Here is a 22436-nt window from a genome sequence, read left to right on the forward strand (position 1 = left end):
AGCTTTAATAACCTTCCATGAAAGAAATGAAATCTATTCCCGGATTTGCCCCTGGCCGTATATGAAGTACTTGCTTGATGTTAAGGCAGGTAAACCCATTGGTCCGCGTGCATGCAGCTTTTGAGTGGAAATGCCGATTTCTGCGCCATAACCGAATTCAAAGCCGTCGGTAAAACGGGTGGAAGCATTGTGATAAACGGCTGCGGCATCCACTTTATTCAAAAATGCGTAAGCATTTTGTTCATCCCTCGTTAGGATTGCTTCAGAATGCTTGGAACCGTATCGGTTTATGTGATCAATGGCATCGGATACACCTTTTACAGTTTTCACGCTGAGTTTTAAAGCCAGGTACTCAGTTGACCAATCTTCCTCCGTAGCCGTTTTCGCTCTCGGAAAGGAGCTGCAAACCGCTTCATCTCCATATAATTCAATACCCTTTTCGTCCAGGAGTTCCAGAATACGCACTCCATTTTCTTCAAACCATTTTTCATGGATCAGAAGCCCTTCAATGGCATTGCATACGGATGGTCGCTGAGTTTTACCGTTTAAGACAATTTTCTCGACCATCGTGATATCTGCGGTCTGATCGATGAAGATATGGCAATTGCCTGCTCCTGTTTCAAGGACGGGGACAGTGGACTCCTTAATCACCGTTTCAATTAAGTTCTTTCCGCCGCGTGGAATCAAGACATCTAAATAGTCATTTAGATGAAAAAGTTCCTTAGCGGTTTCACGACTCGTATCCTCGATCAACTGAACAGCTTCTACAGGGATTTCCGTATTCTCCAATGCTTTATGAATGGAAGAGACTAGTGCGATATTGGAGTATTTGGCTGACGAGCTGCCTCTTAAGATGACAGCATTCCCCGTTTTCAAGGATAATGTAGCTGCATCGATGGTCACATTCGGCCTTGCTTCATAAATCATTCCGATTACCCCGATAGGCACCCGTTGTTTTTTAATCAATAAACCATTCTCTTTTTCAATCGTTTCCAATCGTTCCCCAATCGGATCATTTAAATCGATTAAAAGCATAATGGCCGCTGCCATGTCATCAATACGGTTACCATTCAACATAATTCGATCTAAGATAGACTCGCTGAGACCTTTTTTCCTGCCATCTTCCAGATCCTTTTGGTTTTCCTTTATCAAAAAATCTTTATCGATAATAAGTTGTTTCGCAATTTTCCCAAGAGCCTCATTCTTCTTTTCCGTACTCAATCCGATTAGCTCATAACTGGCTTTTTTGGCTGCCTTTCCTTTCGCCGTCACTTCACTCATTTCTAAATTCCCCCTTTTTTCTTGAAATTGATTTTTTATGCTTTCACCCATTTATCGCGATGAATAACTTCTATGGAAGTGATTATAAGCTCGGATGTCCTCTTTCCCATCGCCTGTTTTAATTCTTCGTCGGAATAAAGGACCTCACCCCGCCCTAATAACCCATTTGCACCAAAGACTTCGACAACATCACCCTTATTGAAGACTCCTTTAATTTCATAAATTCCAGCTGGCAGCAGACTGCTTCCATTTGAAACTAAGGCCCTTTCGGCACCTTCATCAACGAAAATTTTCCCGGATACTTTTGAATGAAGGGATATCCATTGTTTGTTTTTCGTTACCATCGCCATGTCTTCATTCCCTATATATGTGCCATCACCATTGCCTTCAAGGATAGTTAGAAGTTTATCACTCCCCAAACCAGATCCGATGAATACTTTCACCCCTAGTGACAATGCCGTTTGCGCTGCAATCAGCTTCGATTTCATCCCACCGGTTCCCACATTAGATCCTGCACCTTCTGCCATTTGCAATAAATCATCCGTAACTTTTGATAATTTATCAAATCGTTTCGCCCCTGGATTTGTCTGTGGATTGGAATCATAGAGCCCATTAATGTCCGTTAATATGATCAAGTTCGTGGCGTGGACTAACCCGCTTACCAAGGCGGATAGCATATCATTATCACCAAAAGTCAACTCCTCGACCGATACTGTATCATTTTCATTTATGATCGGAAGGATGCCGCGTTCAAGCAATTCCATCAATGTGGCATATGCATTTTTATATCGATCTTTTTTCGAGAAATCTTTCCTTGTTAATAAAATCTGCGCCGGAACGATTCCAAAATGACCCAATTCTTCCATATACGATTGAATCAATAGGCTTTGACCTACAGCTGCAGCAGCTTGTTTTCCTTTGAGAGTGACAGGTCGCGTAGGGTAGCCAAGCTTGCGAAAACCTGTCGCTACAGCACCTGATGAAACAAGGACAACTTCATGTCCGGCTTTCCTTAAAGCTGCCACTGCCTGGATATGATCGGAAAATTTATTCTGGTCGATTTCACCTTGTGTGTTGGTCAAAGAACTACTTCCTATCTTTACAACGATGCGTTTCTTTTCCATCGATTACTTCCTCCAATAAATATCTAAGACATGAAAAAAAGCCCTTTTCATCCTCGAAATAAGGACGAAAAGGGCTGCTCTCCGTGGTACCACCTTCATTGAATGCAAATTCATGCATTCCACTTTGCCTGATAACGCCAGGATTTGCGCCTATGTTTTGCATAGGACTCAAGAAGCAGGTTCAGCGCATTCCTGTCGCGGGCCTTCCAGCAAATGACTCCGCTCTCTGTCACAGTGATTCTCGCATACTAATCTTCTCTCAACGTTCATTGTTTTAATATAGTATGCAAAATTATCTGCTTGATGTCAATAACATTCCTTCGATGAATGAACCTTATAGCGCCATGGCCGGGCCGAAGAATTCATAGTGGATTTTATCCGTATCTACCCCAAGCTCTTTCAGGTAAGTGATGATGGCCTTCATGAAAGGCACAGGGCCGCACACATAATAATCAGCTTCAGGTTTAACAATACTGCTCAATAATTCCTTATCTACATACCCTTGCTTTGCAAAATTCGGCAGGTTCTTATCATCCTTACTCGGATTTTTAAAGACAAAGGATAATTGATAGTTGGTAAGTTTGTGTCCTAGTTCTGTCAGTTCCATTCTGAACGGCTGTAAATGGCCATTATCGGTTGCATGAATGAATTGTACATCACGCTCAGGTGTTTTTTCAGCCAACGCATGTACCATGCTCATGAAAGGCGTTATGCCAACGCCTCCGCTCAAGAATACTGCCGGTGTTCGTTTATCCAAGTCGATGGTGAAATCACCTGCAGGAGCCGTTACGTCAATACTGTCACCCATCTGAATGGATTCATGCAAGTAGTTAGAGACCCTTCCATCAGGAGAGGTTCCCGGCTTTTCTTTTTTAACGGAAATACGGAAATAATCTTTTCCCGGAACATCAGATAAACTATACTGACGGTTGAATAAATGAGATTCACCCGGTATCTCGATCCGAACGGTAATATATTGTCCTGGAAGAAATGCCGGAACCTGATTTCCATCTGATGGCTTTAGATAAAAGGATGTGATTACGTCACTTTCCCGTACTTTTTCCACCACTGTGAATCGTTTGAAATCAGACCATCCGCCGACCTGATTGGAAGCTTCGTCGTACATTTCCTTTTCGATGCTAATGAAAACATCCGCAATGACTCCGTACGCCTCTCCCCAAGCTTGAAGGATTTCTTCTGTAGCCGAATCTTGTAACACTTCTTTGATTGCGCCTAATAGGTGTTCTCCAACAATCGGATAATGTTCTGCTTTGACTGCAAGGCTTCTATGTTTTTGTGCTATTTGCTTCACGGCAGGCAAAATCGTTTCAAGTTGATCTATATATTTAGCTGCTGCCAATACCGTGTTGGCAAGTGCAGTTTGCTGGCGCCCCTTTTTTTGATTGGCATGATTGAAAACATTTAATAATTCAGGATGTGCTTCGAAAAGATTTTTATAGAATACAGTTGTGATAGTTGTACCATGCACTTCTAATACAGGTACGGTTGATTTTATAATATCGATAGTTTTCTGGGATAGCATAGGTAAACCCCTTTTCATAAACAAGTATTTTGAATACATGTTTATATTAGAACTTAAATGCATTAAAAGCAATATTTTTTATACATCTTTTCAGATAATAAGTTTTCATGTTTATAAAATGTTCACATTTATGATATAGTCAAATGGGGATAGAATGTGAGGCGATAAACATGAGGTTGACGAATTATTCCGATTACTCACTTAGAGTGTTGATTTACCTGGCTACCCACGACCAAAGCAAATTATCAAATATCAAAGAGATTTCTGAAGTATATCAACTGTCTAAAAATCATTTGATGAAAATTGTTCATAATCTAGGTAAATTAGGCTATATTGAGACGATACGTGGAAGAAATGGCGGTTTCCGGCTTGCAAAATCACCCGCTGAAATAAATGTAGGGGAACTTGTGCGGAGAACCGAAGAAGATTTTTATCTAGTGGAATGTTTTAAAGATCACGATAACTGTGTGATTTCTCCCGTTTGTTCATTGAAATTTGTCCTTAACAATGCCTTGGATGCTTTTCTTCAAGTCCTTGATCAATATACGATTGCAGACTTCAGCGAAAATAAAGTGATGCTCAAAACCTATTTTGATTCGGTAAAGCAGAATGACGAAGAGCCCGATTTTTTATAATCGGGCTTTTTTCCATTAACCGATGATTCATTCGATTTGCCATTCTTTTTCCATTCGTGAATCTATGATCTCTGTACCGGTTTTCAATAAAGCTTTAAGGGGATTGTATGGATCGATCATGATGATCGTCCCGAATCGTCCATTGGTAAGCATGACTTCTTTTCTACCAACGTGGACAGTAATCGGCTTACAAGCTCCATTAGGATCTCAGGATTGAATTTACTGACCATATCCCTGTTCATTTGCTCAATCACCTTATAAAACGGCATGGCCTGATGATGATGACATCGCAAGGAATACGTCGGCTATAGCGACGATTTTTGCATGAAGATGGATATCCTTTCCACTCTTCCCTTGAGGATAGCCTTGCCCATCTTCCCGTTCATGGTGCTGGAGGGCTGTTAATGCAATCGATGGTGGGATTCCAGGGATATTTTTAAGTAATTCATATCCATAAATGGCATGGCGTTTCATATCTTCATATTCTGCCTCATTCAGTTTACCCGGTTTTTCCACTATATTATCCGAAATCCTTGTTTTCCCCACATCATGCAGCATGACTGCCAAAGTCAGGGCTGAAAGGTTTTCTTTGGATAATCCAAGCTTCATCCCTAGATAAGTGGCGATTATCCCGACACCTATATTATGCTGATACGTGTACTCGTTATCTGCATGCGGCTCATCGAAAAGGGAATAAATATCAGGGTTCATTGCAGCATCTGCAATGACAGGTGCAACTTTTGCTTTAATCAATACAATCTTTTCAAGCTGTATTTTTCCTTCTTTACGTATATCTTGAAAGATGTTTTTCAAATGAAGCGAAGCTTCGTTGATTCTATCCTGAATATTTACGTTAGGTTGTACATGATCTACCCTTAAAGCAAATGCATCTTTTTTCAATTCTTCCCTGATGAAATCATTTTGGGGTATGGTAAGAGGCTGTTTCACATGCTTCCCTCTTCTATTTTTCATTGCTCTCACACTTTTCTCTATTTTTCACCTGTAATACCATATTTTCCCTTCTCTTGTGTCTTAATGAAAGCAATTAAGTTCGGTCACTAAGTTCATTGCCGAGCTGTTTTAGTTTTTCACCAACCGTGCATTCTGAAATACAGAACTGATGGGCATACGTACGCCCCTTCTCTTTTCGAAAATGCTTTCTTAAAAAACAATCTTGGCAAAATGAAGCGAGAACATCTTCCACTTCTTCATATATTTTTTTCCTGTTCATTGTTGTTATGGCTCCTTTGACCCAGCAATTTCTATTTTACTGAAAATGGCCTTGCCCTGCAGTGCAAGTGTGGCCAGGCGATCGGCTTCCTGGTTTTCCTTTCGAGAAATCGGCTTGCAGACAGGAATGATCTTTAATTTATCCAATTTCGCTTCAATGCGGTCCAGCCATTTATTTAAGTTTTCTTCCATACAGGGCCATTCACCGGAAAGTTGATTTAAGACGACGAGAGAATCACCTTTAAAGACACAGCTTTGATGGTGGATTCCAAGTTCGTCCATCTGCCTGACCGCTTCATGAAAAGCCGCATATTCAGCTTCATTATTGGATTCGAATTGCTCCAATTTCACATTGGTGCGTAACCGTAAGAACTTCTTTCCTTGACGATAATAAATGGCAACACCAATTCCTGCCACCTTTTCATCTTTTTGAAAACCTCCATCAAAGAAGACCGTCACATCCTGCGGTTCTTCCTCAATTTCCGTCAGGAGTTTCTTTAACTCCTTCTTGTTCCATGTTGTATCGAATTCATCCTTGAATTCCACTTCTTTCAGCCTTCCTGCCTTTTCAAGATCTTCTGTAATGACCAGTGCAGTCCCGGCATCAAGCCAATCCGAAACGAAATCGGCAGATGGTTTTTTTGAAGCTTGATATGTCCATTGCATAATTACCTTCAAAGATTTCCAGCTCCTTATCCATTCACGATTCATGCAGAACAGCTTACAATTTTCATACCTTTTTTTCGTCATACCCTTTATAATATATTGTAAGCATTTTAATCACTCTTTTTAATTATAGTTCCCATATCAGCCTGAAATTCTCATGTTTCAATCTTAATTTTAAATGAAACGTTATTATATCGAACATTTAAACAGTTAAACTCGAGGAGGAGCACATATTGATCGAAGTGTATATTGATGGTGCCAGTGCGGGCAATCCAGGACCTAGCGGTGCAGGTGTTTTCATAAATAATAACGGTGTGGTCGAGAGGCATTCCTTTCCGCTTGGGAATATGGAAAACCATGAAGCGGAGTACCATGCCTTAATCAAAGCATTGGAGATTTGTGTGGCCAATAAGTATCAAGTCGTTTCTTTTCGTACAGACTCCCAAGCCATAAACCAAGCCATTGAAAAAAGATTTGCAAAAAATAAGTATGCCCTTTTGCTGGAACGGGCGTTAAAGCTTTCCGACGGGCTTGATTTATTTTTCATGAAATGGATTCCAAATATCGAAAATAAGTCCGCGGATGAGTTGGCTAGACGGGCCATTCGCTTGAATAAGGCTGAGGAAAATCATGAACAAGACAGCTGATTTTTCATTATTATTCGTTGTATTCATCTGGGGCGTCACTTTTGTCATGGTCCAAAATGCGCTATCTTTTCTTGACCCCTTCACGTTTAATGCCGTCCGTTTTTTCATGGCGTTCGTATTCTTGCTCATCCCTTATTTATTTACTCTACACAAAAAGGGGAAAAACGGGAGCAAAGGCCTTTTTAAAGCTGGGTTTCATATTGGTGTATGGCTTTTTCTCGGCTATGGACTTCAAACGATCGGATTGAATTATACAACGCCTGCCAAGACTGGCTTTATAACAGGATTAAGTGTTGTCATGGTACCTGTTTTTTCCCTGCTGCTATTAAAGCATAGGCTTTCCCGCAATACAATAATAGGTGTCGCAGCCGCAACCATCGGACTTTACTTAATGACTTTCGCTGACCGCTCCAATTTGAATATCGGTGATTTGCTGGTATTTTTGTGTGCAATCAGTTTTGCCATGCAAATCATTACTACCGCTAAATATGCCAAGACCCTTCCCGCTTTACCGCTGACGTTGATTCAGGTTTCCACCGTATCTTTTTTATCATTTGTTTCAGCTTTCATTTTCAAAGAGAATCATTCCGTCATCTTCAGCTCAGAGGTCATGTTACAGAGAGATGTATGGACTGCTTTGTTGGTTACTGCAGCCCTTGCCACGGCCTTCGCCTTTTTCGCACAAACCTTCTTCCAAGCCTATACGACACCTACAAGAGTGGCGCTGATCTTTTCAATGGAACCGGTTTTTGCAGCGTTATCCTCATACATATTGATAGGGGAAAAATTAACTTCCGCTTCCATCATCGGCTGCGCATTCATATTCTTGGGAATGATTTTTGCAGAACTGCCTGTTAAGAAAAAGAAACCGGTGACACAGGGGTTTACTTGAAAAGCCCAAAATAAATCGGACTTCCAGTTACGAAGTCCGATTTATTTAAGTAGCCCCTGTTCTTTTGCAAACGATACCGCTGCACTACGCGTTTCAATGCCATTTTGTTTTAAGTTTTCCAAAAAGGAGATATAAAAGCTGCCATCAAAATTCTTTTGTACCTTTAATGTCAACTCTATTGCTGCATTGACTAAAATATCACTTGCATCCGTGTAGCGCTTACCAAAATAAATAAAGCCAATCGCGTCATTACCAAAAGTGAATCCCTTACCCTCTAAAAAACTAACATACTCTTCAGTTGATTTCGCCACTTCCTCATCCACTCCATACTTCATGCCTTATTTTCATCTTACCGTATATCAAAGAATTTGACTATCCATTTTTCGACAAAAAAATCATCGTACAAAATAAATGACCGATGTCCCGGACTGTACAATTTGAACGTTGATTGGAACTAGGGCACTCGCTTTCCGCGGGCGATCCGCCTGCAGGGTCTCCCTTCGACTCGCGGGCTAGTAGATCCCCAATCTCTTAAATTCAGGCGAAAATTTAAAGGGAATTTCAAAAGGGGGAGCTCCCATTAGGAAACTCCCCCTTGTTTGATTAGATCATGCGCAGTAATGTCCTGAATTCATGATCCCTAGCGAGATTTTTGACCTTTTCGCGATCATACTGATAAACCGCATCGTCCAAAGGACATGAAATTGGTACATCACATTTTATTTCTGCTAGCTTTCTGGATAAATGAAGCATATCGACAGCGGATTCAATTTTAGCCCGTTGCCCATTCGTCAATGAAGCAACATTTTCAAGAATGCCTTCGATACTTTGATACTGTATCAATAATTTCAACGCTGTCTTCTCCCCAATTCCTTTAACTCCGGGATAGTTATCAGCTGTATCACCCATTAAAGCTTTTAAATCGATCATTTGCCTTGGTGTAATCCCTTTCCACTCAAAAAAGCTATCGGGATTATGCACCTCATAGTTACCATACCCTTTTTTTAATAATAGTACGGAAATGTTTTCCTCTATTAACTGAAGCATATCTTGATCGCCAGTCAATATGCCCACTCGGCTATGCTGTGCAGATGCTTTGGCAATTGTTCCGATACAGTCATCCGCCTCATAACCAGATAGTCCTATGTTAGGGATATCGAATGCTTCAACCGCTTTTTTCGCTAAGTCGAATTGAGGGATCATTTCGACTGGAGCTTCTGATCGATTCGCCTTGTATCCATCAAATAATTCATTTCTGAAAGTCTTGCTGCCCATATCCCAGCATACCGCTACATGACTGGGTGAAAAGTGATTCACCGCCGTCAGCATATGCTTCAAAAAACCTTGAACGGCATTGGTCGGGATGCCTTTGGAGTTAATCATGAATTGACCAGTAACGGCCGTTGCATAAAAAGCTCTAAATAAAAGCGCCATTCCATCGACAAGCATAAAGGATGGATGCTGCTCATTTTCTTTCATTAACACATTATCACCTCTATCATGATGTACTTCCATTTTAACATAACTGTCCCTTTTTTTAAGGATCGTTTAATTGGAAAAAATATTATTCAATTGGATTATCATCATACGATATCCAGTCACTGAAACTGCCAATATAAATCTTTACATCTTTAAAGCCCGCCTCTTTCAGGGCGATATAATTGGGTGAGGCCGTTACACCTGAACCGCAGTACACAATGATTTCCTTATCTTTACCGATGCTTGTGAAATTCGACTGAAGATCTTCCTTCTTTTTAAAATAGCCATTTTCCAGAACGTTCGTCCACACCTTATTTACTGCACCAGGTATATGGCCGGCTTTTTTATCAATTGGCTCCTCGATTCCCTCGTAGCGCTTAGATTCCCGTGAATCCATTAATACGATATCGTCAGGTCTATTCAAAGTGTAATCCTTCACTTTTCGAAAAGATGCAAAAACGTGTTCATTTAAATCGATACGATATTCGGTTGGCATATAATTCATTTGAATCGAGTCAATCGGATAGCCCGCATCCCTCCAGGCGCGATATCCCCCGTTCAGGACAAAGACTTTCTGATGCCCAAGGTAGCTTAGCAACCAGACAAACCTGGAAGCAAAAGAACCTTCCCCGCCATCATAAGCGATAAGTACAGTATCGTTGGTGATTCCATTTGATTCCAGTTTATCCTTAATGGTTTCCAAGTCAGGAAGAGGATGTCTTCCGCCATGATCTTGAACCTGACCAGATAAGTCCTTTTCAAGATCGAAATAAACAGCGCCTGAAATATGGTCTTTTTTGTAATCATTATACCCTGCATCAGGAGAGCCTAGTTGAAAGCGGCAGTCACAAATTCTGATATCTTTAGAATTCAACAACGGCAACAGCTCTTCTTTTTCGATTATAAAACTCATCTCATATCCCCCTATTCCAAAATGGCCCAAATCAATTCATTAAGTTCCATTTCCATGTTCTTCCCTTGATGTAGCTTAGTTATCTCATTCTTTATGGAAAGTGATTTCCCTTCTATTAGCGAAAGATTATTTTCACTTTCATTGTTGCTTATACATTCTTCCATTTGTTTTGCTTTAAATATCCGGGTCATCCTGTTTTTCATTCCTTGATCCATTGAAACCGAATCAAGTAATTCCCATACCGATAATGGTGGCAGCGAACCCCGTTGGATGATATATTCAAGGGTTAAATACGAACGGTATACTTGTACCCATATTTTTAGCTCTTTTCTTTCGGAACCCCTTGTTTTTGTCAATTGTTGAAGGTTGTCGCTCATCATCCGATAGTAATGGTGCCCCAGTGCCTTTTTGGAATAGCAATCCGCTATCAAACCAGTCATCTTCCTATAATAATCCGGATGGGTTATCAACCTGATAGGTGACTGAAACAATTCAAATAGAGCAGGGTTACTCTTTAAGGTAAGTCGGGATGATTTAAAGAGATCCCAGCCTTCCATGTCAAATAGGCCTTCTTTCACTTGAATGACTTCAACTGGCTGATTCAAGCTCAAGTATGATCGCTTATCATTATGAACATATATAAACCGAACATCGAAATCCGATTGGACCGATGATAAACCAAAAGAATGGCTGCCAGTAACAGCAGCCATCAATATGGTTATATCCTCATTCTTTTCCTGGTATCTCAAGCGTGAAATAAGGTTTTCTTTCATGAATGAACCTCGTTTCTATTTCGAATGCATTTTAGCCAATTCCGCTACAGCATTTTCATAATACGGTAAATCAACCGTTTCCTCCAATGCTGCACGTAAACCTGCAAAGATATCCGATACTTCCGTCTTAAACTCTTTTTGAATCGCGAGTAGCTCTTGATCGAGGACTTCATTATACATTTCGTAAATCCGCTCACCCTGTTCTTTTGCATATATAAGGGCAGGTTCATCCAAACGCTTCTGAAGACCTTCGCTCATTTTCGCTTTTTCATTCTTTTCAAAGAAAGATTTTGGATTCTTGAATAATGCCAATTCCTTTTTGAATTCCCCTGTATCCAATTGGGCAAAAGCTCCAGTGAATTCAAGGGATTCCCTCTCATTGGGTTCATATGGCTGTAATGAAAGGGTTCTTCTTATTTTTTGCATTTGCTGAAGCAAACTGCCCTGTTTCTCATTCAGTAATTTATTTACGAACATTTCCGTCCTTAAAGCCGTTGCCCGCATTTCCTGGGCAAGGTCAAAGCCTAACGCATCCAATAAGTTCTTCATCGATTGCTTGAGGACAATTTTCAGATCGCCTCCATCATCTTTTAAAACAGCTGGATTGAACGATTCTTTGAAGAAATCATTAAACCGGAAGAAGACCCGTTGTTTACTATAGAAAGTCAATTCGTCTATCTCTTTTTTCAACCGTTGCTTTTCGGCATCCCCTTTAATGACTGAAAGGAGTTCCGAAATGGCATTTGACTCATGAGAAAGTGTCTCCAGGGCTTTTCGTTTCGCTTTCTCATCCTGTCTGGAAGCTGTAATTACATCTCGTAGCAATTCTTCGGTTCTTTTTACAGCCGCTTGAGCCGATTCAATCGCAAGTCCAGTTAAATCGTTTTCTATGAAAGAATCGAATTGGCCTTGGAATTCCATGATTCCGCTATTAGGAAGGAATGAATGCTTAAACGAACCAGGCGTTTGTTTTTCCATCAACGCCCCCTTACTCGTAAGCGGGAACAGTTTTGGAAAACGGATACCGAATCCATTCAATTGATCTGTGACATAATCCATCACTTCGTCCAATTCGTCAGTCGTTTGTGCCAGGTCGACGGCATTGACGATGAAAAACATCTTATCCATAGCGAAAGAATCTTTCACACGTCCAAGCTGTATCAGGAACTCCCTGTCTGCCCGGGAAAATGGATGATTATAATAAGTCACAAATAGGATGGCGTCCGAATTCTTAATATATTCGAAAGCTGCTCCAGTATGGCGTGCATTAATCGAATCGGCCCCAGGTGTGTCAACAAGGACCATCCCCTGCTTTGTCATTTCACAGTCATATCGCAATTCGATCAGATCAACAAGACATGACTTGGACTCTTCCGCAGCAAACCGTTTAAATCCTTCAAGGTCTACTGTAACCACATTTCCTAAATCATTTTGGTACTCGGGAAGCCCTTGATGAAACGCCCTAAGAAACGATAAGTGCGTTTTACCCTTATCAACTTCCCCTGCCTTCGCAATGATTTGCCCTGCTAGTTGAAGTGCTTCATCCAGAGTCTTTGCCGATTTATCAAAAGCTGCCAATGCCAGGCTTACATCTTCCAACAGCATCGCTTCGGTCTTTAATTTGACGGTTGCCGTACCATGTGGATGCTCAGCGTCCGAAGACATGATTTTGTTGATTGCGGCAGTTGTCGGATTTGGTGAGACAGGAAGTACGCTTTCTCCCATCAAAGCATTGGCAAAAGAAGATTTACCCGCACTGAATGCACCGAAGAGGGCAACCGTGAACGTCTGTTGTTCCAAGCGATTTGCCTTCTCTTTCAATTCTTTATAAAGCGATTGAAACCCTCTCAGAGGTTGGATCAGCTCGGCCGCCTGTTTTAAACTCGCTGCAGTTTCCATCAGCTTTTCTTTTCCGCGTAAATCAGTAGCATCAGATGAAGGAACAGTCACGTAAGGTACAGCATCCGTGATTTCTTTAACATGATCACTTACAGATTGTTCGTTGACGGACCTTGAATTACTTACTTTATCGGTTGTCATGATTTTGACTGTAATATTATTTTCCTCTTCATTCCATTCAGTTAACAGCATATCGATTTCACGCTCATCGACCAATGATTCAGTTTGATGGGCAATGGCCTCTAAACGTTCCGTTTGGTACTCGATTTCCGCGTTCATCGCAGCAGTAACTTTAAGGGCTTCCGCAAATTCAGAAAAACCTTCAAGTTCCTTATCGATGGACATGGACTGCTGTTCCACTATTCCTTCCATAACGGTAACCATATCATTCAAAAATCCTTCTGATACATCACGTGCTTTCTTTTTGATGGCTGATGCCAAATCATTCGTATAGTTTAAAACGTATTCACCCGTAATATCGACTTGAGGCTTCAAAGAGTTTTTTATGTAAGATTCCGTTACCTCGATCTGAAGTGCCTGAGCCTTACTTTCAAGTGTTGAATCATGGATTTCCGCTTGATTAAGCGTTTTAACCGCCAGTTCTTTAAGATGCCATTCAAGCTGGGTTTTCACCTTTTCTTGCAGATCGCTCAAGAACGCCTTAATACGTGCCTCACGTTCGGCATCCGTTTTTTTCTTGGCAAATAATAGACCCATTTTAAAGTCCGGCTGGGCCGATTCCAAGAATGATTTACCTAGGTCCCGTGTTGCCGCCGGCATGATGTATGCGCCTTTTAAAATGGTTTCCAATGCATCGGCATACTGGCCCTTGATTTCCTCTATGCGTCCAGCCAATGATTTTTTTTCTTTCAATAGGCTGTCCACCTGATTTGTCAGGTGTATCCGCTCTTCATGAGGCAGTTCTGATAATACTTCAATATCATCGGCATGTTCCTCTTCATACTGCTCCTTCAGCCAATTAAGATGTCTTTCGACAAGGGCATTAGCCGATTGCATGATGGCATCCTTCCCATCATTTAAACCTTTGCCCGCCATTTCATATATGAATTGCTTGACCACTTCTATTTCATTTTCGGAATTGTTCAAGTCTCTTACGGATGTATAAAAAATACCATCAGGATATACATTCCAGTTCGCAAAAGCTTCAGAAACGGAAAGCTTGAAGTCTTGAAAGCCAAGCTCCTTTTCATCATGCTTATCGATCATATTGATAATTAAGTATGTCGGTTTTTCAGCCTCCAACAATTCTTTCGTGAATAGGAAGTTCACTTCTGATTGGACGTGATTGTAGTCCATGACATAAAAGACGACATCAGCTAGATGCAGGGCAGATTCCGTAGAAACTCTATGTGCATCGTCTGTCGAATCGATTCCTGGCGTATCCATGATCGCACATGAATCCGGCAGTGAAAAATCATTGGAACTTATCGTTATTGCCGATACTGAATCTCCATCCTTGGCAAATTTCTTGACCTCTTTAAAATCATAAGGTGCAGGAAATAAGACTGGTGGCTGATGATGGTAAAAGACTTTGGCATAGTCTTCCCCTTTTTGTACCTTTACCGTATTTGCACTCGTAGGAATCGGACTTGAAGGCAATACTTGATCACCAAGGAGAAAGTTGATCATACTAGATTTCCCCGCTGAAAAATGCCCGCAAAAAGCAATGATGAACTCCTCATTATTCACTTTCATGATTAACTGTTTCATTTTATCTGCATTGCCTGTATCACCTGCCGATTGAAATTTCTCATACATGGCAGTCAAAATTCCCAATTTGGACTGTTGCTTTAATGTTTCTTGAATCATGAATCCATACCCCTTAATCTATCGTCATTTTGATATTCTTATTGTAAACGATTTCGTTTGTTATTCATACCGTCAGCTTTATTTTTACTATATGATTCATTACAGGCCATGTTCAAAAAAAAACCACCAATTGGTGGATTCGCGCAATTTGATCATATTGTTGGAATGCAAAAAAAAAAAACCAGGATGTTTACCTGGTTGTTGGGGTGGGGTTAAAAGCAGCTCGGTTTTCCATTGGTGACTCGGTATAAGGTTTTACTGCCTTTGCCGGTTTTTGAATATTATTCAATACATGTTTCATCACAAAACCATATGTAGCGATTGTCAATAAAATGAATACCCAAACCATTACCAACACCATCCTCTTTTATATTGATTAGCTTTTAGTTTTTAGTTTTTAATTAAAATAAATGATTGAAATCCGAATGAGAATAATTTTCATCTTCATTTAGAATCTTATCACGAACGATAATCATTTTCAATAAGTAATTTCATTTTTTTATTATTCTCCCTTAAAAACCGTAGAATATTCCGTATGTTCCTTTAATGCCTTCTCTTCCAGTGGGATTCTTACCATCATCATCCAAACATTCAATAAACTAAAGATGATAGCAGTATAATATGCATTGAATAATAAGGAAATAACTAAAATCTCAGTTGCCACTATGATATAGTTCGGATGTTTGAAAAATTTATAAGGACCTTTAATGACTACATCAGCATCAGGAACCACTATGATTTTTGTATTCCAATGTTTTCCCAATGAACGGATTACCCAAATCCTTCCTGACTGCGCAATTAGAAAAAAGGTCAGCCAAATCGGCCAAAGTCCAGATATATCCCTTTCAAGGGCGATCACTTCAATAATGAGAACAATAAAAAAACTAAGATGCATCAGAACCATCCATTTGTAATGGGACTCACCGTATTCTATTGCTCCTCCGGCTTTCAACTGTTTTTCATTTTGTTTGGCGATATATAATTCAACAAGGCGCTGTATAGCAATCAAGATAATGAAAATGGCGAAGATCATCACTTCCACCTCATTAACACAAGTTCAGATGAAAACCCAGGCCCCAATGCAGCAGCCAGGCCCACCTCACCTTTATCCCCGCCCCGCTGCATGAACCTCTCCAGAACGTACAAAATAGTTGCTGAGGACATATTGCCGAATTCACGCAATACGCTCATTGACTCTCCCGTCATGCTTTCATCGAACCCGAGGGCTTCGTGATAAGCATCAATTACTTTCTTGCCTCCAGGATGAGCGATGAAATCTTTTACATCGTTTAGATCGAATCCATTCTCCATTAAGAACTCTTGAACATTCGGTTTAAGCCAATCCTTGATGATTGTAGGGATATCTTTCGAAAAAATCACGTATAACCCTTGATCTTTAACATCCCACCCCATTACATCCAATGAATCCGGCATTAGTGTCGATTGCGAATCCAAAAATTGCAAATGTCTTACTTTTTTTGAGAACTGTTCACTCGGTACATCATCACCGCAAACCAAAACACAGCTTACTCCGTCGGAAAATAGTGAAGTCCCAATTAAATTGCTTTTGGAGATGTCATTCCTTTGAAATGTCAGACTGCATAACTCCACGCTTAAAACAATGACCTTCGCAGTCGGGTATGCTTGGCAATATTCAAAAGCACGTGATAGGCCACTCGCTCCCCCTGCACAGCCAAGCCCCCAAATCGGAATCCTTTTAGCATGCGGGTTAAATGTAAGTTCATTCATTATTCTGGCATCAATGGTCGGGGTGGCAATCCCCGTGCTTGAGATAAAGAAGAAAGCATCTAGCTCGTTTGCCTGCAGTCCTTCTTTTAAAAATTCTGTGTTGGCTAAGCATTTTTCTATAGCTTCTTTCCCAAATTTGATTGCCTGCTGTATATATAAATCATTCCGATCGGCAAAAGAATGATCCTCTTTAAACCAATCGAGATCATTTGAAAAATATCGATTTTCCACTTGTCCATTTTTAAAGGCCTTTAGTAACCGTTCTATATTCTTAAATGATGCTCCAAATATTTCTCTCGAAAATTCCATGATTTTTTCTTGTGAAAGCAAATGTGGCAGCTTTACATGAGATGCAGATAATAAATACGGCATGATTCCACCCCTAAATATTCATGATATGGTTAATATACCCACCATGACACCAATTATGCTTTATAGCTAAATGGTGATATGTATAGGCATTTAATAATTTTTTTCTTTCTTCTAAATACTCAGGCAAAAAGGACTGCGTAATACATAAAACGGAGAGTACAACAATACAAGTGGAGGAACATCTTCCACGAATATCACCTTTCATGCAGATAACGACGCTAATGCATTCCTGTACGAAAGGCTGTCTTATGAGGTACGGCTTTTGAATGTCCAAAGAGAAAGGAATAACGGAGTTAATGATCGAAGGAAAAAACGGATGGGATGAGTAAAACGGTGAAATCATGTTTGGATCCTTTACAGCAGAATTCGGCAGCATGCTTGCCGGTAATGTTACCGCCTCTTTAGCAGGAGACAAAGCATTGGTTGGTATTATCCCCCCCCCACGTCATGATGGGCAATGGCGATAAAATGGCGAGGTACCCTTCATATCACCTTAATAATCGAAATGTATACACGATATAATAAAACCCCCTTACCTATAATTTGGTAAGGGGGCGCTTTCAGTCATCTTTCTTTACTGAAGATTGATTTTGCACTTGTATAATAATGTTTTGAAACTCCTCTTTTCCACACACACTGCACCTATACTCCTGGCTTAGTATGGTCCTGCAATGAATACAATATTTTTTCTCCATCCCTATCACTACTTTCCTGAACATATACTATCAATATATTCAAAAAGTGAAGAGAGTTTCCTTTTATCTGACAAAACTCCAAATTCATTATCAATGATATGCTTCGGCCTAAATGAAAAAAATGCCCAAAATCCTCTTCACCTGAGGATTTTGGGCATGTAAACGGGTGAATCTATCAAGATGACAGAATCTATTTTTAATCAGGCTACATTTTGCCCTTCAATGCGGGCTTCCTTCACTTTCCCTTTTGTAGGGATGATGTTAAAAACGATATTCAAGAATATGGCTGTCAAACTTCCGGCAACAATACCGTTTTCCGTTAAGATTTGAAAGCTTTCCGGAATTTGCGCAAATAGCTCAGGAACGACGGTCACCCCTAGTCCCATCCCTACTGAACACGCGATGATCAATAAATTTTCTTGAGAAGCAAAATCAACTTTACTCAACATCTTAATTCCAGCGGCAATTACCATCCCGAACATCGCCACCATTGCACCGCCAAGCACGGATGAAGGGATAATTGTCGTGAATGCACCGATTTTTGGAACAAAACCTATGAAAATAAGAATGCCAGCCGTTGTGAATATGACATTTCTTGTTTTAATGCCTGACAATTGAATCAAGCCGACATTTTGTGAAAAAGCTGTATACGGAAACGCATTGAACAAACCGCCAATCATGATGGCAAGTCCTTCAGAACGATATCCGCGAGCCAGATCGTCTTCTGAAATTTCTTTGTCCGTGATTTCACCAAGAGCATAATAAACACCAGTCGATTCCACCAAGCTGACGATCGCCACCAATGTCATTGTAATGATTGCCGTGACGTTGAATGTCGGGGTTCCAAAGTAGAAAAAATGAGGCATATGCAGCCAAGTGGCACTGACAACCGAGCTAAAGTCCACTTTCCCAAGGAAGAAAGCTGCAAATGTTCCTACTAACAGCCCCAATAAAATAGAGATGGAGCGTACGAATCCTGATGAGAATTTATACATGAATATAATGAATAACAAAGTTCCGAACCCAAGAGCTACATTATTCAAGTCTCCGAAATCAGCAGCTCCTTGGCCACCACCAAGGTTGTTGATGGCAACAGGAATGAGCGTAATGCCAATAATCAAAACGACCGATCCAGTGACAATGGGCGGGAAGAACCTTGCCAGTTTTCCAAAAAACTTACTAATGATGATGACGATCAATCCCGACGCCAAAATAGATCCATAAATGGAGTTGATTCCATATTGCGTACCAATTGCAATCATCGGGCTAACTGCTGTAAATGTGCAGCCCAGGACGACCGGAAGCCCAATTCCAAAGAATTTATTTTTCCATACTTGCAATAAAGTTGCTATCCCGCACATCAAAATGTCTATCGAAACTAAATAAGTTAACTGCGCTGCAGTCAATCCCAGCGCCCCACCGACTATCAATGGAATGACGACTGCACCGGCATACATGGCAAGAACATGTTGTAATCCTAATGAAGCAACTTTTAATGGTGATTGATTAGACATTGACGGCTTCTCCTTCCTTTTCCTCAGCAAACGTTATCTCACCGAATTTCAACTCAGCAATCCGTGCAAGTGATTCCACTTGAAAACCTTGTTCCCTAAGATCCTTACCACCGCTTTGGAATGCTTTTTCAATCACGATGCCGATTCCGGCCACTTCTGCTCCAACCTGCTTACAGATTTCCACCAACCCACGTGCTGCCTGTCCGACAGCAAGGAAGTCATCGATGATCAAAACCTTATCTCCGGCTTCAATATATTTATTGGAAACCGTAATGGTATTGGTTTCTTTTTTTGTAAAGGAATGAACGGACGCCGTTACTAAATCATTTGTTAAAGTAAGTGATTTACGTTTACGGGCAAAAATGAGCGGAACTTCCAATTCCAGCGCAGCCATCAAACCAGGTCCAATGCCAGAAGATTCAATTGTCAGCACTTTCGTTATTTCCTTTTGTTCGAAACGTTTTACGAATTCTTTACCAATTTCTTTCATTAACATAGGATCCATTTGATGATTTAAAAATGAATCTACTTTTAAAATATCTTCTGATAAAGCTTGACCCTCGGACAAAATTTTATCCTTTAAAAGTTGCATGAAGGTTCCTCCCAATCTTGGATGTTTATTGACCCATAAACTATGCAATTGTTTCCAGGCATATAAAAAAGCCCAAGAAACATTGCTGCACTTTTTTTGAGTGAAGCAATACTTCTTGGGCATGAATGAAAAATGAATCAGCAAAAGCCTTCATTATGCAACAAGATCTATTACTCACCCATAGTCGAATTATTTACGGTAATCCGGTAGAAACTTGCAGGCCATATCCCTGCTATTATACGAGTGAAACTTAATATTTTATTAATATATGAATTATAACAACGCTGACTCTATTTGAAAAGTTATTTTTGTTAAAAACCGAACTTTCAACAAAAAAAATAAGTCATCATTCGTATTAATAGAAAATTGTGAAATCACTAAACCTAAATAGCATGGATTTACCTATAAAGAAAAAACACCGCTTCCACTCCAAATAACATTTACTGGTATTTTACTCATGCCCTTTTATGGTTTGTACAATTTGACCGTTGATTTCCTCTACAGGTACTCGCTTTCCGCGGGCGGTCCGCCCACATCGCCTTTGCGCCTGCGGGGGCTCCCCTGGACTCGCTTTTCTAAGCAGGAGTCTTGCATATGCCGTTCAACTTTGTTTTAACTTTTAGAACCCTAATCTTTATCACAGTGTACAAAAAGAATATCAAAAAGTGGTGAGCCTATCTGGCAAACATATGTGGAAGAGTCAGATCATCAGCGTCATCATTTAGATGTAAAAACTATATATGCGAAACGTAAAGAAACGATTGAGCGTGTATTCGCAGATGCAAAAGAATGGTATGCAGTGGACTACTTTAAGGGGACTTAAAAATTGTAGATGAAGGCGATGCTTACTTTTTTCGCTGGATTACTTTAAGAAAAATGGCCAATTGGACATAGTAAGGTCCAAAAATGGCCTAACCTAGTGGGCTTGTAGAGCCCCAATCGCTTAATTCCAGGCGGAAATTTAAAGGGAATTTCCAAAAGGGGTTCGGAATTTTTAATTCCGAACCCCTTTTGTCTACAAACTGAGAAGGGCTTTACACTTAATGCAAGTCCTTCTTCCTTTGATTCATTTGATTTTATAAACTTCTTTATATTTATCTTCAAGATACTTTATTAAATACTGAACATTCAGGCCTTCCCCTGTCGTTTCTTTCAAAATCTCCAAAGGTTTTTTTGTTTTTCCATATTTATGTATCTTTTCATTAAGCCATTCCCTGATTGGCGCAATATCCCCCGCTTCCAACAGTCCATCAAAATCAGGCAAATCTTTAAGCATCGCTTGCTTGATTTGGGCTGCATACATATAGCCCAATGCATAAGAAGGGAAATAACCAAAGCTGCCATCTGCCCAGTGTACATCTTGCAACACGCCCATGGCATCATTTTCAGGAACAATTCCCAAATAATCCTTATATTTTTCATTCCAGACTTCCGGTAAATCCTTCACTTCAAGTTCTCCATTAAAAAGAGCCTTTTCCAGTTCATACCGAATCATTATATGTAGAGGATACGTCAGTTCATCTGCTTCAATACGGATGAACGATGGTTTCGATTCGTTAATGCCCCGGTAAAATTCATCCAGTGTCACGTCATTGAATTGTTCGGGGGCATATTCTTTTAATAAGGAGAATTTATTTTTCCAGAAGCTATGGTTCCGTCCAATGAAGTTTTCGAAAAATAAAGATTGTGATTCATGGATCCCCATGGATGTCCCGGAATCAAGAAGTGTTCCGGTTAACTCATTGGCGATATTCTGTTCATAAATGGCATGTCCACATTCATGAATGGTACCAAAGATTGCCCCCCTAAAGTCATTTTCATCGTATCGGGTCGTCACCCGGACGTCTCCCCTATTTATTCTAATTTCGAAAGGGTGAACCGTTTCATCCAGCCTGCCAGCCTTGAAATCGTAGCCTAGCTGTTTTAGAATTTCCAAATTGAGTTGATGCTGTTTTTCTTTTGGAAATTCTTTATAAAGGAACCCTGTTTTAGGTCTATGTTCGCTTGTTGCAATCTGTTTTACCAAAGGAACGATCCTCGACCGAAGCTCACTGAATACGCTGTCAAGTACATCTACAGTCATGCCTGGTTCATACATATCCAAAAGGGTATTATATTTCGTCCCTTCATATCCCCAGTATTCTACAAACCTACGGGTATACGCTACAATTTGCTCCAGATAAGGTTGAAATAAAGAAAAATCAGCTTTTTCCCTTGCCTCTTCCCATGCACTTTCAGAACGCGATTGTAAAATGACGAATTCCTTATATTCGTTTGCAGGAATTTTCTTATTCCTTTCAAAATCTTTCTTACACTCTTGCACCATTTTATTAGTCGTTTCACTAAGAGGCTCCATCGAAAGTTCTGCAATGAAGGATTCCATTTCTTTACTTGTGCTCATATTAAACACTTCGGAGGAAAGCACCCCGATAACTTCGGAACGCTGCTCAACTCCCTTTTTCGGTGCACCTGTACGCAAATCCCAAAAAATTAACGCGAGTGCTTCATTATACGCCGAGATTTTCTTTACATATTCCTTAAACTCTTTTTCTATCAGATCGATACCCTTTTTAGTCATAATCACTGCTCCTTCCAACTACAC

21 protein-coding genes, 1 pseudogene and 1 riboswitch are annotated in these 22436 nt (G+C 40.3%); of the genes and pseudogenes, 4 read left to right on the forward strand and 18 right to left on the reverse strand.

Translation table 11 applies throughout. From position 1 onward, the window contains the following. Positions 1 to 33 precede the first annotated feature (33 nt). The 3 genes from NYE65_RS01975 to hmpA all read right to left on the reverse strand — a co-directional run bounded on the left by NYE65_RS01975 (position 34) and on the right by hmpA (position 3948). A complete protein-coding gene (locus tag NYE65_RS01975; RefSeq protein ID WP_340859670.1) occupies positions 34 to 1281 on the reverse strand; it encodes a glutamate-5-semialdehyde dehydrogenase in 1248 nt (415 codons plus the stop codon). Between the two features lie 35 nt (positions 1282 to 1316). Beyond that, a complete protein-coding gene (proB, locus tag NYE65_RS01980; protein WP_340859672.1) occupies positions 1317 to 2405 on the reverse strand; it encodes a glutamate 5-kinase in 1089 nt (362 codons plus the stop codon). 334 nt (positions 2406 to 2739) lie between these two features. After that, on the reverse strand, positions 2740 to 3948 hold the full coding sequence (gene hmpA / locus NYE65_RS01985; protein ID WP_340859674.1) for an NO-inducible flavohemoprotein: 1209 nt from the start codon (positions 3946 to 3948) through the stop codon (positions 2740 to 2742). 170 nt (positions 3949 to 4118) lie between these two features. Between hmpA and NYE65_RS01990 the strand changes: the two genes are divergently transcribed. Further along, positions 4119 to 4583 (forward strand): RrF2 family transcriptional regulator, encoded by a 465-nt coding sequence (locus tag NYE65_RS01990; protein ID WP_340859676.1) that lies wholly within the window; start codon positions 4119 to 4121, stop codon positions 4581 to 4583. 27 nt (positions 4584 to 4610) lie between these two features. Here NYE65_RS01990 and NYE65_RS01995 read toward each other — a convergent pair whose 3' ends face one another. From NYE65_RS01995 to NYE65_RS02010, 4 genes are all read right to left on the reverse strand, one after another. Beyond that, complete coding sequence (locus tag NYE65_RS01995) at positions 4611 to 4736, reverse strand: hypothetical protein (protein WP_340859678.1); 126 nt, start codon at positions 4734 to 4736, stop codon at positions 4611 to 4613. A 102-nt stretch (positions 4737 to 4838) separates the two neighbouring features. Continuing rightward, on the reverse strand, positions 4839 to 5531 hold the full coding sequence (locus NYE65_RS02000; protein ID WP_340859680.1) for an HD-GYP domain-containing protein: 693 nt from the start codon (positions 5529 to 5531) through the stop codon (positions 4839 to 4841). A gap of 97 nt (positions 5532 to 5628) precedes the next feature. Beyond that, entirely contained in the window at positions 5629 to 5814 is a 186-nt protein-coding gene (locus NYE65_RS02005; RefSeq protein ID WP_034307842.1) for a zinc-finger domain-containing protein, read from the reverse strand. Between the two features lie 5 nt (positions 5815 to 5819). Further along, positions 5820 to 6491, reverse strand: a complete 672-nt coding sequence (locus NYE65_RS02010) for a reverse transcriptase-like protein (protein WP_222619895.1) — start codon at positions 6489 to 6491, stop codon at positions 5820 to 5822. 221 nt (positions 6492 to 6712) lie between these two features. On the opposite strand from NYE65_RS02010, the gene NYE65_RS02015 reads away from it, so the two are divergent. Together NYE65_RS02015 and NYE65_RS02020 are read left to right on the forward strand one after the other, a co-directional pair. Then, positions 6713 to 7126, forward strand: a complete 414-nt coding sequence (locus tag NYE65_RS02015) for a reverse transcriptase-like protein (protein ID WP_098936927.1) — start codon at positions 6713 to 6715, stop codon at positions 7124 to 7126. Beyond that, on the forward strand, positions 7110 to 8018 hold the full coding sequence (locus tag NYE65_RS02020) for a DMT family transporter (protein ID WP_340859684.1): 909 nt from the start codon (positions 7110 to 7112) through the stop codon (positions 8016 to 8018). Before NYE65_RS02015 ends, NYE65_RS02020 begins: the two co-directional genes overlap by 17 nt. A 41-nt stretch (positions 8019 to 8059) precedes the next feature. Here NYE65_RS02020 and NYE65_RS02025 read toward each other — a convergent pair whose 3' ends face one another. From NYE65_RS02025 to NYE65_RS02070, 10 genes are all read right to left on the reverse strand, one after another. Beyond that, entirely contained in the window at positions 8060 to 8353 is a 294-nt protein-coding gene (locus tag NYE65_RS02025; protein WP_034307851.1) for a DUF6123 family protein, read from the reverse strand. A 268-nt stretch (positions 8354 to 8621) separates the two neighbouring features. Next, the gene (locus NYE65_RS02030; RefSeq protein WP_057277833.1) at positions 8622 to 9497 is read right to left on the reverse strand and encodes a 5'-3' exonuclease; all 876 of its coding nucleotides are present in this window, start codon (positions 9495 to 9497) and stop codon (positions 8622 to 8624) included. 85 nt (positions 9498 to 9582) lie between these two features. Then, positions 9583 to 10410 carry a sulfurtransferase gene (locus NYE65_RS02035; protein WP_340859687.1) on the reverse strand — a complete coding sequence of 276 codons (828 nt, stop codon included), beginning with the start codon at positions 10408 to 10410 and terminating at the stop codon, positions 9583 to 9585. A gap of 11 nt (positions 10411 to 10421) precedes the next feature. Beyond that, a complete protein-coding gene (locus NYE65_RS02040) occupies positions 10422 to 11183 on the reverse strand; it encodes a nucleotidyltransferase domain-containing protein (RefSeq protein ID WP_340859689.1) in 762 nt (253 codons plus the stop codon). Between the two features lie 15 nt (positions 11184 to 11198). Beyond that, positions 11199 to 14912, reverse strand: a complete 3714-nt coding sequence (locus NYE65_RS02045; protein WP_340859690.1) for a dynamin family protein — start codon at positions 14910 to 14912, stop codon at positions 11199 to 11201. A 190-nt stretch (positions 14913 to 15102) separates the two neighbouring features. Beyond that, a complete protein-coding gene (locus NYE65_RS02050; protein WP_156404370.1) occupies positions 15103 to 15261 on the reverse strand; it encodes a hypothetical protein in 159 nt (52 codons plus the stop codon). Between the two features lie 153 nt (positions 15262 to 15414). Beyond that, positions 15415 to 15945 carry an isoprenylcysteine carboxyl methyltransferase family protein gene (locus NYE65_RS02055; protein ID WP_340859691.1) on the reverse strand — a complete coding sequence of 177 codons (531 nt, stop codon included), beginning with the start codon at positions 15943 to 15945 and terminating at the stop codon, positions 15415 to 15417. Continuing rightward, positions 15945 to 17033: a type III polyketide synthase gene (locus NYE65_RS02060; RefSeq protein WP_268591130.1), complete on the reverse strand. Its 1089-nt coding sequence runs from the start codon at positions 17031 to 17033 to the stop codon at positions 15945 to 15947. Before NYE65_RS02060 ends, NYE65_RS02055 begins: the two co-directional genes overlap by 1 nt. Positions 17034 to 17928: 895 nt before the next feature. Further along, on the reverse strand, positions 17929 to 19242 hold the full coding sequence (locus NYE65_RS02065; protein WP_057277827.1) for a nucleobase:cation symporter-2 family protein: 1314 nt from the start codon (positions 19240 to 19242) through the stop codon (positions 17929 to 17931). Next, positions 19235 to 19834 carry a xanthine phosphoribosyltransferase gene (locus tag NYE65_RS02070; RefSeq protein WP_034311269.1) on the reverse strand — a complete coding sequence of 200 codons (600 nt, stop codon included), beginning with the start codon at positions 19832 to 19834 and terminating at the stop codon, positions 19235 to 19237. The genes NYE65_RS02065 and NYE65_RS02070 overlap by 8 nt, the downstream gene beginning before the upstream one ends. A 161-nt stretch (positions 19835 to 19995) precedes the next feature. Continuing rightward, a riboswitch (purine riboswitch) is annotated at positions 19996 to 20097 on the reverse strand. A 368-nt stretch (positions 20098 to 20465) separates the two neighbouring features. Here NYE65_RS02070 and NYE65_RS27170 point away from each other — a divergent pair. Then, positions 20466 to 20728, forward strand: a pseudogene (locus tag NYE65_RS27170) (transposase); the annotation flags it as partial. Positions 20729 to 20900: 172 nt separating this feature from the next. Here the strand turns inward: NYE65_RS27170 and NYE65_RS02080 are convergent. After that, a complete protein-coding gene (locus tag NYE65_RS02080; protein ID WP_340859695.1) occupies positions 20901 to 22412 on the reverse strand; it encodes a carboxypeptidase M32 in 1512 nt (503 codons plus the stop codon). Positions 22413 to 22436: the final 24 nt, after the last annotated feature.

It is taken from the genome of Peribacillus sp. FSL R5-0717 (assembly GCF_038002945.1).
Taxonomy (GTDB): Bacteria; Bacillota; Bacilli; order Bacillales; family DSM-1321; genus Peribacillus; species Peribacillus frigoritolerans.

Bases quoted from the DNA above. Each gene is read 5' to 3' on its own strand.
- NYE65_RS02060 (WP_268591130.1), bottom strand. From the start codon at position 17,033: ATGCCGTATTTATTATCTGCATCTCATGTAAAGCTGCCACATTTGCTT.
- NYE65_RS02080 (WP_340859695.1), bottom strand. From the start codon at position 22,412: ATGACTAAAAAGGGTATCGATCTGATAGAAAAAGAGTTTAAGGAATAT.
- NYE65_RS02030 (WP_057277833.1), bottom strand. From the start codon at position 9,497: ATGAAAGAAAATGAGCAGCATCCATCCTTTATGCTTGTCGATGGAATG.
- NYE65_RS02025 (WP_034307851.1), bottom strand. From the start codon at position 8,353: ATGAAGTATGGAGTGGATGAGGAAGTGGCGAAATCAACTGAAGAGTAT.
- hmpA (WP_340859674.1), bottom strand. From the start codon at position 3,948: ATGCTATCCCAGAAAACTATCGATATTATAAAATCAACCGTACCTGTA.
- NYE65_RS02045 (WP_340859690.1), bottom strand. From the start codon at position 14,912: ATGATTCAAGAAACATTAAAGCAACAGTCCAAATTGGGAATTTTGACT.
- proB (WP_340859672.1), bottom strand. From the start codon at position 2,405: ATGGAAAAGAAACGCATCGTTGTAAAGATAGGAAGTAGTTCTTTGACC.
- NYE65_RS02065 (WP_057277827.1), bottom strand. From the start codon at position 19,242: ATGTCTAATCAATCACCATTAAAAGTTGCTTCATTAGGATTACAACAT.
- NYE65_RS02020 (WP_340859684.1), top strand. From the start codon at position 7,110: ATGAACAAGACAGCTGATTTTTCATTATTATTCGTTGTATTCATCTGG.
- NYE65_RS01990 (WP_340859676.1), top strand. From the start codon at position 4,119: ATGAGGTTGACGAATTATTCCGATTACTCACTTAGAGTGTTGATTTAC.
- NYE65_RS02055 (WP_340859691.1), bottom strand. From the start codon at position 15,945: ATGATCTTCGCCATTTTCATTATCTTGATTGCTATACAGCGCCTTGTT.
- NYE65_RS02050 (WP_156404370.1), bottom strand. From the start codon at position 15,261: ATGGTTTGGGTATTCATTTTATTGACAATCGCTACATATGGTTTTGTG.
- NYE65_RS02040 (WP_340859689.1), bottom strand. From the start codon at position 11,183: ATGAAAGAAAACCTTATTTCACGCTTGAGATACCAGGAAAAGAATGAG.
- NYE65_RS02070 (WP_034311269.1), bottom strand. From the start codon at position 19,834: ATGCAACTTTTAAAGGATAAAATTTTGTCCGAGGGTCAAGCTTTATCA.
- NYE65_RS02005 (WP_034307842.1), bottom strand. From the start codon at position 5,814: ATGAACAGGAAAAAAATATATGAAGAAGTGGAAGATGTTCTCGCTTCA.
- NYE65_RS01975 (WP_340859670.1), bottom strand. From the start codon at position 1,281: ATGAGTGAAGTGACGGCGAAAGGAAAGGCAGCCAAAAAAGCCAGTTAT.
- NYE65_RS01995 (WP_340859678.1), bottom strand. From the start codon at position 4,736: ATGCTTACCAATGGACGATTCGGGACGATCATCATGATCGATCCATAC.
- NYE65_RS02035 (WP_340859687.1), bottom strand. From the start codon at position 10,410: ATGAGTTTTATAATCGAAAAAGAAGAGCTGTTGCCGTTGTTGAATTCT.